Genomic DNA, 7280 nt, shown 5'->3' with positions numbered 1-7280 from the left:
CCCGCCGGACGCAGGGCATCAGCACCCGCGACCGCCGCGACATCATCGACGTGTTGGCCCAGTCCGGCCAGATCACCGAGACCCAGGAGCGCGTGACCGGCGGGCGCCCGCGCACCGTGCTGTCCATCGCCCAGCGCGGGTGATGGACAGCCATCCGCCTGGATAAGACCTACTCACATTCTGAATAGAGGCCCAAAGGAGGCCGTAAAGCCATGAACGTAAAGCTGAACACCAGAACCAGACAAGACAGTGGCGCGGAGGTGAGCATTGAAGAGGCGCTTGAGGCGATCTTTGAACACGAAAGTCCGGCTGATGTCGCTCGCATCCTCGGTCGCCTGATCGACACACTTTATGAAGTCGGAGTCATGTCGTCCGAGCAGGTGATCGCGGTCATTGGTAACGGCTACCGGGCGTCCTGACCGCCAACCAATACAGGCCAAAAGGAGGCCCACGAGATGAAAATCAGCAACACCGATCAACCATCGCCCGACACCCCGGAGCGGAACAAGCTCATCGCCTACCTGCGCGAAAAACATCCGAACGGAGAAGCTCATATCTCCACGTCGTCGCGCGGCCCCGGCGTCACTGAGGAAGAGGCTGCGGCGGAAATTCTGCGCGTCTTGAAGGGCATGGACGACGGGACCGTCGCGAGCACAGCGCACGAAGCCTTCGATGACGAACCCCTGGGCGTCCGGCACTGCGGTGTGTCGGACGCCGAGGAGAGAGTGCTGAGTGGGGAGGGTGGCAATGTCTGACGGGGCGCTCTGCCACCGCTGCGGATGGCAAGGAATTCAAGAGATCTGCGCAGATTGCGCTGATGGCGCGACGTCAGGCGATCGGGGATCTGATGGAGGTAATCTGACGATCACCGCCGCCCCGGGGATCATCGTCATTGCCGGCGATCCGGCCATGATCGAGCGTGCTATCGCCAAGCACCGCGGCGTTCTCGTAATTGGCGACGATCTGCCACGCCGCGTCTTGCAGGACATCAAGGCGATGGCGCCCCTCGAATACCGGCCGGAGCCGGAGCGCAGCTTCCGTGACGATCCGACACCTCGCAGCCCCAAACAAGCGATGCGCGCCAACCGGCGCGGTCGCGGGAAGCGCCGCAAATGACCGTGCTCCATCGCCTTGACACATTCCTCCTCGACCGGGTGGCGCAGCCCTGCGCCGACTGGCTTTCCCAAAACGTCGGCATCTCCCCATACCGGCTGGCGACAAACCTGTTCCTCGCGAGTGCCGCTGTGGAGATTCCCAGGATGGCGCTGAACCTGCAGCGGGGCAGCTATGCCGCCGCACTGTTCGGCGGTCTGGTCCTGCTGATGGACACGATCTACGCTCACCGAGCGAACAGCATGGACGGGAGGAAGGTTGCTGGCATGAACCATGAGCGGGTTGTGGACTTCATGTTCCGGTCGCTGTCGACGCTTGGGACTGCCGTCGGCACGGTCATGAGCCTGATCCTTCTCGCGCTCGGACAGTACCTGCTTCTGGACGCCATCCGCGATGTCTCCAATCTGACGTTCCTGGCCGGCCTGTTCTTCGTTGCCGTCAACCGTCCGCCGCCGCGAGTACGGCATGTGATCGAAACGAAACTCGCCACGGCTAGAGGTGCGGCATGACCGCCGATCAGCCCGCGGGGTTGCGCGCCGCGGCGCTGACCGTCGAGCACATCAAGCTGCTGCGGGCGTTGCGCGCTCTCGGCGACCGACACACCAACACCGAGCAAGTCTATGCGGCGGCATTCGGCAGCGCGGCCTTGCCCGGGGTGCAGTCCGCCGCGGGCAGGCTCCGGACGCTCGCGCGCCGCGGGCTTGTGGATAGGTGCATCGACGGGATGGTCCGCTCCTGGCGGATTACTGATGCGGGGCGCGTTGCTGTGGAGCCATGAGTGCCGTTTCCCCTTGCGCACCGACCGACGAACGCTCATAACAGCGGCGGGAGACTGGCGTCGGACGAGTCCCTCGCCAACCCGGTCAGGTCCGGAAGGAAGCAGCCGCAACGAGTTTCGGCTCGGGTCGTTCGTCCAGTCTCCCACCCTCCACGCGCAAATTGCGATCAGGCACCTGCCGGCCACTGTTCGGCCGAATTGCCTCATCGCGACAAATTCCAGCAGAATGCTGGCGGTTGTACGCGCAACCATCTGGCGGGGGCGGGGTGATGAGGATCGTAATCGCAATGCTGATCGGTGCTCTGGTGGCGGCCGGCTGTATGCCGCTGGAGGCCGCCGGTCGCGTGGCGTTGGCCGTCGGCCACGCCGGACAGGCGGACAAGCCAGCCCGCCCCACATCCGACGTGGAGGTGGTCCATTGCCGGGTCGCCGGCGGGGCGGAGGTGTACACGGCCCCGCGGAACTGCGTCGGAGGACGCACGCCGTGACGTCGGATTCCAGGCTCAGCCCGGCCCAGCGGCACACGGTCGACGAGCTGGTGCAGTATCTGGGGGTGACGCCGGGTGTCAGCCGGTCGGTGGACGAGATCGTGGCGCGCCTGCCGGCCTACCGGTGGCGGGTCGGGGCTGTCGGTTTCGTCGAGGAGAAGATGGCGGCGCTTGAGGTGTTCGGGCTGGTGGCGCCGGTGGATGGCGGATGGGCGCTGACCGAGGCCGGCGCGGAGCTGATCCGGCGGGGGATCGCGGAGGCGCAGGCGGCGCTGGAACGGCCCAGCCCGCCCAAGTAAGGTCGCGCCGCGGTGAGCCTGCCGCCTGCGAGTGAGAGTGACCATGTCCGACAAGCCACTACCCGATGTGTCTGACCGCCTGTGCCCGGTGTGTGGTGGGCGCAATGCATATTTCGGGTTCGGGCCGCCGGGGCAGGATGTCGGCGTGCGCTGGTACTGCCTGCGGCATCGGCCCAACGGTCAGCGGTGGTGGGCCAGCATGCGCGGGGCGGCGGAGCCGGAGTGAGGTGCGGCTTTCTGTACGATTTCTGTACGACGGGTGGAGGGCAACATGCCGAGGTGGGAGCATAAGCATGGCGAGATCATGCTCGATGGGTACGTCATCGCCCGGGGCATCAGCCCGCGTGAGGTGACCGCCTGTGGTCTGGGGCAGATCAGCGAGGACGAGGCGGTCGAGAACAACAACGCTGCGCTCGACGCGCTGGTGGCAGCAGCCAATCGGGGGGTCCGTGTGGGGTGATGTTCCCGGTCGAGACCATCCCCATTCTGCGCGTCTATGCCGATGCGACGATCCGCGGCGGTCAGGGGTGCTGGGGCGCGGTGGTCGTGACGCCCGGCCGGAAGATGCACGTCATGGGCGGCAGTATCTACGGCCCACGCACATCGGAGAGCGCCGAGGCCATCGCCGCCATCATGGGGCGCGACGCCGCGAAGCGGTGGATGAGACGCAATTCGATCACCGCCAATCTGCTGATAGTCCATGGTGACAACGCCAATGCGCAGGAGACGCTCCAGCGTGACCGCGGCGACAAGCGGACCGTGTACCGATGGGTTGGGCGGGAGCACCCGGCGTTAGTGGTTGCCCACCGGTGGGCGAGGTGGCTCGCGGCCCAAAGCGCGTGAACAAGTGAACAGGCCCGGGCGCGCAGCTCGGGCCTGTTGCGTTGTGGGGTGTCGCGGGGCCGGAAAAAACAAAGGCGCCCTACGGGAGGGCGCCTTTGAGACGAAGTGCGGTTTCTAATGGGACTTTCACGCTGACTGCGTCGCCCCTGAGAGCTTTGTATAGGCCTGACTTTGGAGCGCCCAGGTCATTGTGGGCCGCTTCAACGAGATGGTAATCGCTACCATCGCCATACAGATTTTTCAGGGCCGCGCGCAGGGCTTCAGGTGACATCAGCGTTTTGCCTCCTTGAAGCTGGCGCCCTCAATGTGTTCGGGGTTCATCGTCGTTCCCGTCAGGTCAGCGGCGAAGAAATTGGCCCCAGGGCAATGGAGTGACCAGATTTCAGCGCCTGACAGATTGGCGCGGGCGAAATTGGCCCCATTCGCTCCGGCGTTCGTCATGTGCGCGCCGGAGAGATTGCTGTCGGTGAAATCCGCCCCACGAGCATCACTGTTCTCCAGGGATGCGCCGGACAGGTCGCAGGCAATCAGTTCGGCTCCGCGCAGGTCCGCATCGCGGATGTCGGCCCCGCGTAGATTGACGCCCTCCAACAGGATTCCGCGGAGGTCGGCGCCGATCAGTTCGGCGCCAGCCAAGCTGACACCATTCGAAGCAGCCCACAGGACGGCGTGGCGCAGCTTGATGCTGAAATCCTCGTCTTCTTGACAGGAAATCTCAGCCTGGATGCCATCCGAACCGTCGACCTTTGTGATCGTGTAAAGCATCGTCATCTCCGTTTGTCGATGAGAAATCATACTCTCTGTGGAGAGTATACGCAAGGAGGTACTGATGAGAGACGAGCAATTTTTGAGGGTGTCGGCCATGTCCGCTGGCTCATCGGTAGGGTGCTCGTCGCCGAAGGTCCGTCATATCGCCGCTGATTGTGTTGTGGTGTGGTCGGCTACCAGCGTAGCGGGGTGGGGGCGAGACGACAATCAGCGGCGATCCTGGGTTAATGGCGGAGGTGTGGTGGGGTGGTGAACGGCGGGTGGCGGGCTCGGTCGGCCAGGACGATGGGTCGCTGACCAGCTTCGATGGGGCGCCCCGGCGGCTGGTAGGGTGGGGCGGTTGGGTAATTTTAGGGCTTTTAACTTACGTCAAATCGCAACTTTTGACAAAAAACGCGAATACGCTTTTCATATCAATGGGTTAGAAACATCACTTCCGACTTACGTCATGCTATACCTAGACACACAGACAGATATGGGGGTGGGGAGGGGGAGAGGGAGAGGTCTACGTTGACGGAATGACGGAATGGTAGAGAGTGTTAGTTTTTTCTTTTATTTTTTTTATTTTTATTAATGATTCCAAGGACTTCCTCCACTCACAGTTCACGTTTCGTTTCGTCAAGCCGTGGGCGTGACGTAGGCTGAGATTAATGACGTTAGGGAGGTGGGCTTAAGAACGCGGCGAAGCGCGTAAGAGCCAAGCGAACGCAGGCGATTTTGGGCTCGGACGTCGAATATCGAATGAGGGATACATCCAGGATTTGAATACGGGATGTATCCAGCATACATATCCGGGATACATCCAGCATTTACATCCCGGATGTATCCCGGATGTATCCCGTATTTGAATACGGTATGTATCCCGTATCATATCCCAATTCGGCATCAAGAAAGGGTGAGGCATGAGCCAGGTTGACTTGGATGAGTTGGATAAGAAGCTGGCCATGGTGGAGCGGATCCTCGCGTTCGCCGGGCAGTCCGCGGCAAAGGCGCTGTGGGAGGAGTTGGGCTTGCCTGGGGAGTACCAGGTGGTGGATGAGGTGAAGCGTCCAGCCGTCCGCAAACCCCAGACGGTCGAGAAGATGTGCGAGCGTATCGTGGAGGCACTGCGCCGTTCCCCCACCGCTTCGCTGTCGCTGGTCGAGTTGAAGGAGAAGACCCAGCCGTCGCGGGCGAGTGAGCGTGACGAGGCGCTGAAGGCGCTCATCGAGCGGGGGACGGTGACGTGGACGGAGATTAAGACGGCGACGCGCAAGAAGACTGTGTTTACGCTGGCGTCTTTGCCCTTCGGGTCGTGATGTGTGGCGCACGGTTAGATTGCGCGCAATTGATTGTGTGCAATTTGATTGCGCAATAAAAATTCATAAATTTGATATTGGGTGGGGTGGGGGAGGGGCTGGAGCCCACAAATCCCACATCGCTCGGCCGGCTGGCGCCCTGGAATTTTTGGGAGCGCCAGCCGGCCGTTCGCTTGCGGTGCGCGTGAACATGTGAGTGTTCGCTTGCTTCTTGTGCGCGCCAATTAGGTAGCTACCACACACCTTTGAGCGATTGTACTAGCCACGCCGATTTGATACGTTCGCTCATACGTTGATTTCAGAGATTGGTCCAAAGATGGCCATCGGCAAATTCGTAAGCTACCTGCGTGTCTCTACGGACAAGCAGGGGCGCAGCGGCCTCGGGCTTCAGGCCCAACGGGCCGCGGTCGCCAACTACCTCAATGGCGGCGACTGGACGCTCGTCCAGGAGTTTGTCGAGGTGGAAAGCGGCGGTAAGAATGACCGGCCGGTCCTGGCGGCTGCAATGGCCGCCTGCCGCATTCATCGGGCCACCCTGGTGATTGCCAAGCTCGATCGGCTGTCGCGTAACGCAGCCTTCCTGCTGACCCTCCGGGATTCCGGTGTGGACTTTGTGGCGGCCGACATGCCTGACGCCAACCGTCTCACGGTCGGCGTCATGGCGCTGGTCGCCGAGCAGGAACGCGAAGCGATCAGCGCTCGCACCAAGGCCGCTCTCGCGCAGGCCAAGGCGCAAGGCAAGAAGCTCGGAGCACCCAACCCAACGGCGAACATCACGCCAGAGGATCGGGCGCGCGGTGGGCAAGCGGGGCGCGCAAAGCGCACCGAGATCGCCGACGCCAGGGCAAAGGACCTCAAACCCGTCGTCGAAAAGATCGTCACCGACGGTGCCGAGACTCCCTACGCCGTGGCGAAGGCGCTGAACGAAGCAGGCGTGCCGACACCCTCTGGGGGCAAGTGGCACACCGCTCAGGCCCAGCGGCTACTGGCCAGGCTGGGTGTTTCCGGCAAGGGAGAGTGAGTATGGCCTACGGCCCTAAAATCTGCGCCTGTTGCGGTCGTGATGACGCAATTGAGGAGCATCATCTTTACTTGCGCTCCGACGGTTGCCCAGACGACCTGACTGTTTGGCTGTGCAGCCCATGTCACGGCAGAGTGCATCAATTCCCCAGCAAGCGCGTCGATATCAGTTCTGCTATCAAGCGCTCTCGCGTCAAAGCCAGGGCGCAAGGCAAATACGTGGGCGGCAAATTGCCGTTCGGTTATCGTGTAGGGGGCGACGGCGCTCTGGTGGAGGACAAGGAGGAGCAAGAAATCCTAGCCATGATGCACACCCTCAGATCGGAGGGGAAGGTGCTGCGATTCATCCAAAAAGCTGCGGAGGACAGGGGGAGAAAGCTGTCCCTTGGCGCAATTCACCGGATCGTCAACGACCCCATACCGATTTCCAGCAGATCGCGATCCAGCATCATTCGCCGCCATTCCCAAGGCCAGTCGCCAGACCACATTCACCGCATGCTAAAAAGCATGTATGGCGAGGATGTGCCAATGGAGGCGATAAAGTCCGTGATCGAGGCGGTGTCTGGCACGGGATGAGCATGCCGCCGGCAAGACGGCGGAGCAAATTCAGAAGGCCCTGCGGACCACGCTCGGCGAGCAGGTGCCGATTGGCGAGATCGAGAGAGTGATACAA

At 62.2% G+C, this 7280-nt stretch carries 14 protein-coding genes and 1 other RNA gene; 14 read left to right on the top strand and 1 reads right to left on the bottom strand.

The features are described 5' to 3' along the window. The first annotated feature begins 212 nt into the window (after window positions 1-212). From TSO5_RS03475 to TSO5_RS03430, 11 genes are all read left to right on the top strand, one after another. Entirely contained in the window at window positions 213-419 is a 207-nt protein-coding gene (locus TSO5_RS03475) for a hypothetical protein (RefSeq protein WP_109150266.1), read from the top strand. A 36-nt stretch (window positions 420-455) separates the two neighbouring features. Further along, window positions 456-755 carry a hypothetical protein gene (locus TSO5_RS03470; RefSeq protein WP_109150265.1) on the top strand — a complete coding sequence of 100 codons (300 nt, stop codon included), beginning with the start codon at window positions 456-458 and terminating at the stop codon, window positions 753-755. Continuing rightward, complete coding sequence (locus TSO5_RS32110; protein WP_146203673.1) at window positions 748-1116, top strand: hypothetical protein; 369 nt, start codon at window positions 748-750, stop codon at window positions 1114-1116. Before TSO5_RS03470 ends, TSO5_RS32110 begins: the two co-directional genes overlap by 8 nt. Further along, window positions 1113-1622: a hypothetical protein gene (locus tag TSO5_RS03460; RefSeq protein ID WP_109150263.1), complete on the top strand. Its 510-nt coding sequence runs from the start codon at window positions 1113-1115 to the stop codon at window positions 1620-1622. The genes TSO5_RS32110 and TSO5_RS03460 overlap by 4 nt, the downstream gene beginning before the upstream one ends. After that, a complete protein-coding gene (locus tag TSO5_RS03455) occupies window positions 1619-1891 on the top strand; it encodes a hypothetical protein (protein WP_109150262.1) in 273 nt (90 codons plus the stop codon). The genes TSO5_RS03460 and TSO5_RS03455 overlap by 4 nt, the downstream gene beginning before the upstream one ends. 49 nt (window positions 1892-1940) lie before the next feature. Beyond that, window positions 1941-2038, top strand: an RNA gene (ffs, locus tag TSO5_RS03450) — signal recognition particle sRNA small type. A 122-nt stretch (window positions 2039-2160) separates the two neighbouring features. Next, on the top strand, window positions 2161-2379 hold the full coding sequence (locus TSO5_RS03445; protein ID WP_146203672.1) for a hypothetical protein: 219 nt from the start codon (window positions 2161-2163) through the stop codon (window positions 2377-2379). Beyond that, a complete protein-coding gene (locus TSO5_RS03440; RefSeq protein WP_109150260.1) occupies window positions 2376-2678 on the top strand; it encodes a hypothetical protein in 303 nt (100 codons plus the stop codon). The genes TSO5_RS03445 and TSO5_RS03440 overlap by 4 nt, the downstream gene beginning before the upstream one ends. 43 nt (window positions 2679-2721) lie before the next feature. After that, entirely contained in the window at window positions 2722-2904 is a 183-nt protein-coding gene (locus tag TSO5_RS32105) for a hypothetical protein (protein ID WP_146203671.1), read from the top strand. Between the two features lie 45 nt (window positions 2905-2949). Further along, window positions 2950-3138, top strand: a complete 189-nt coding sequence (locus TSO5_RS03435; RefSeq protein WP_109150259.1) for a hypothetical protein — start codon at window positions 2950-2952, stop codon at window positions 3136-3138. Further along, the gene (locus TSO5_RS03430; protein ID WP_109150258.1) at window positions 3138-3521 is read left to right on the top strand and encodes a hypothetical protein; all 384 of its coding nucleotides are present in this window, start codon (window positions 3138-3140) and stop codon (window positions 3519-3521) included. The genes TSO5_RS03435 and TSO5_RS03430 overlap by 1 nt, the downstream gene beginning before the upstream one ends. Window positions 3522-3791: 270 nt before the next feature. Here the strand turns inward: TSO5_RS03430 and TSO5_RS03425 are convergent, their stop codons facing one another. Beyond that, window positions 3792-4286, bottom strand: a complete 495-nt coding sequence (locus tag TSO5_RS03425; protein ID WP_158282344.1) for a pentapeptide repeat-containing protein — start codon at window positions 4284-4286, stop codon at window positions 3792-3794. Between the two features lie 920 nt (window positions 4287-5206). Between TSO5_RS03425 and TSO5_RS03420 the strand changes: the two genes are divergently transcribed. From TSO5_RS03420 to TSO5_RS03410, 3 genes are all read left to right on the top strand, one after another. Next, window positions 5207-5587 (top strand): hypothetical protein, encoded by a 381-nt coding sequence (locus tag TSO5_RS03420; protein WP_158282343.1) that lies wholly within the window; start codon window positions 5207-5209, stop codon window positions 5585-5587. A 316-nt stretch (window positions 5588-5903) separates the two neighbouring features. Continuing rightward, complete coding sequence (locus TSO5_RS03415; protein WP_109150255.1) at window positions 5904-6608, top strand: recombinase family protein; 705 nt, start codon at window positions 5904-5906, stop codon at window positions 6606-6608. Between the two features lie 2 nt (window positions 6609-6610). Further along, complete coding sequence (locus TSO5_RS03410) at window positions 6611-7183, top strand: hypothetical protein (RefSeq protein WP_109150254.1); 573 nt, start codon at window positions 6611-6613, stop codon at window positions 7181-7183. Window positions 7184-7280 lie beyond the last annotated feature (97 nt).

It is taken from the genome of Azospirillum sp. TSO5 (assembly GCF_003116065.1).
Lineage (GTDB): Bacteria > Pseudomonadota > Alphaproteobacteria > Azospirillales > Azospirillaceae > Azospirillum.
Note: the sequence above shows the minus strand (reverse complement) of the source record. Positions and strands in the feature narration are given on the sequence as shown.

Coding starts and splice junctions, on each gene's coding strand:
- TSO5_RS03425 (WP_158282344.1), bottom strand. CDS start 4,286: ATGCTTTACACGATCACAAAGGTCGACGGTTCGGATGGCATCCAGGCT.
- TSO5_RS03415 (WP_109150255.1), top strand. CDS start 5,904: ATGGCCATCGGCAAATTCGTAAGCTACCTGCGTGTCTCTACGGACAAG.
- TSO5_RS32110 (WP_146203673.1), top strand. CDS start 748: ATGTCTGACGGGGCGCTCTGCCACCGCTGCGGATGGCAAGGAATTCAA.
- TSO5_RS03430 (WP_109150258.1), top strand. CDS start 3,138: ATGTTCCCGGTCGAGACCATCCCCATTCTGCGCGTCTATGCCGATGCG.
- TSO5_RS03475 (WP_109150266.1), top strand. CDS start 213: ATGAACGTAAAGCTGAACACCAGAACCAGACAAGACAGTGGCGCGGAG.
- TSO5_RS03460 (WP_109150263.1), top strand. CDS start 1,113: ATGACCGTGCTCCATCGCCTTGACACATTCCTCCTCGACCGGGTGGCG.
- TSO5_RS03445 (WP_146203672.1), top strand. CDS start 2,161: ATGAGGATCGTAATCGCAATGCTGATCGGTGCTCTGGTGGCGGCCGGC.
- TSO5_RS03455 (WP_109150262.1), top strand. CDS start 1,619: ATGACCGCCGATCAGCCCGCGGGGTTGCGCGCCGCGGCGCTGACCGTC.
- TSO5_RS03410 (WP_109150254.1), top strand. CDS start 6,611: ATGGCCTACGGCCCTAAAATCTGCGCCTGTTGCGGTCGTGATGACGCA.
- TSO5_RS32105 (WP_146203671.1), top strand. CDS start 2,722: ATGTCCGACAAGCCACTACCCGATGTGTCTGACCGCCTGTGCCCGGTG.
- TSO5_RS03435 (WP_109150259.1), top strand. CDS start 2,950: ATGCCGAGGTGGGAGCATAAGCATGGCGAGATCATGCTCGATGGGTAC.
- TSO5_RS03470 (WP_109150265.1), top strand. CDS start 456: ATGAAAATCAGCAACACCGATCAACCATCGCCCGACACCCCGGAGCGG.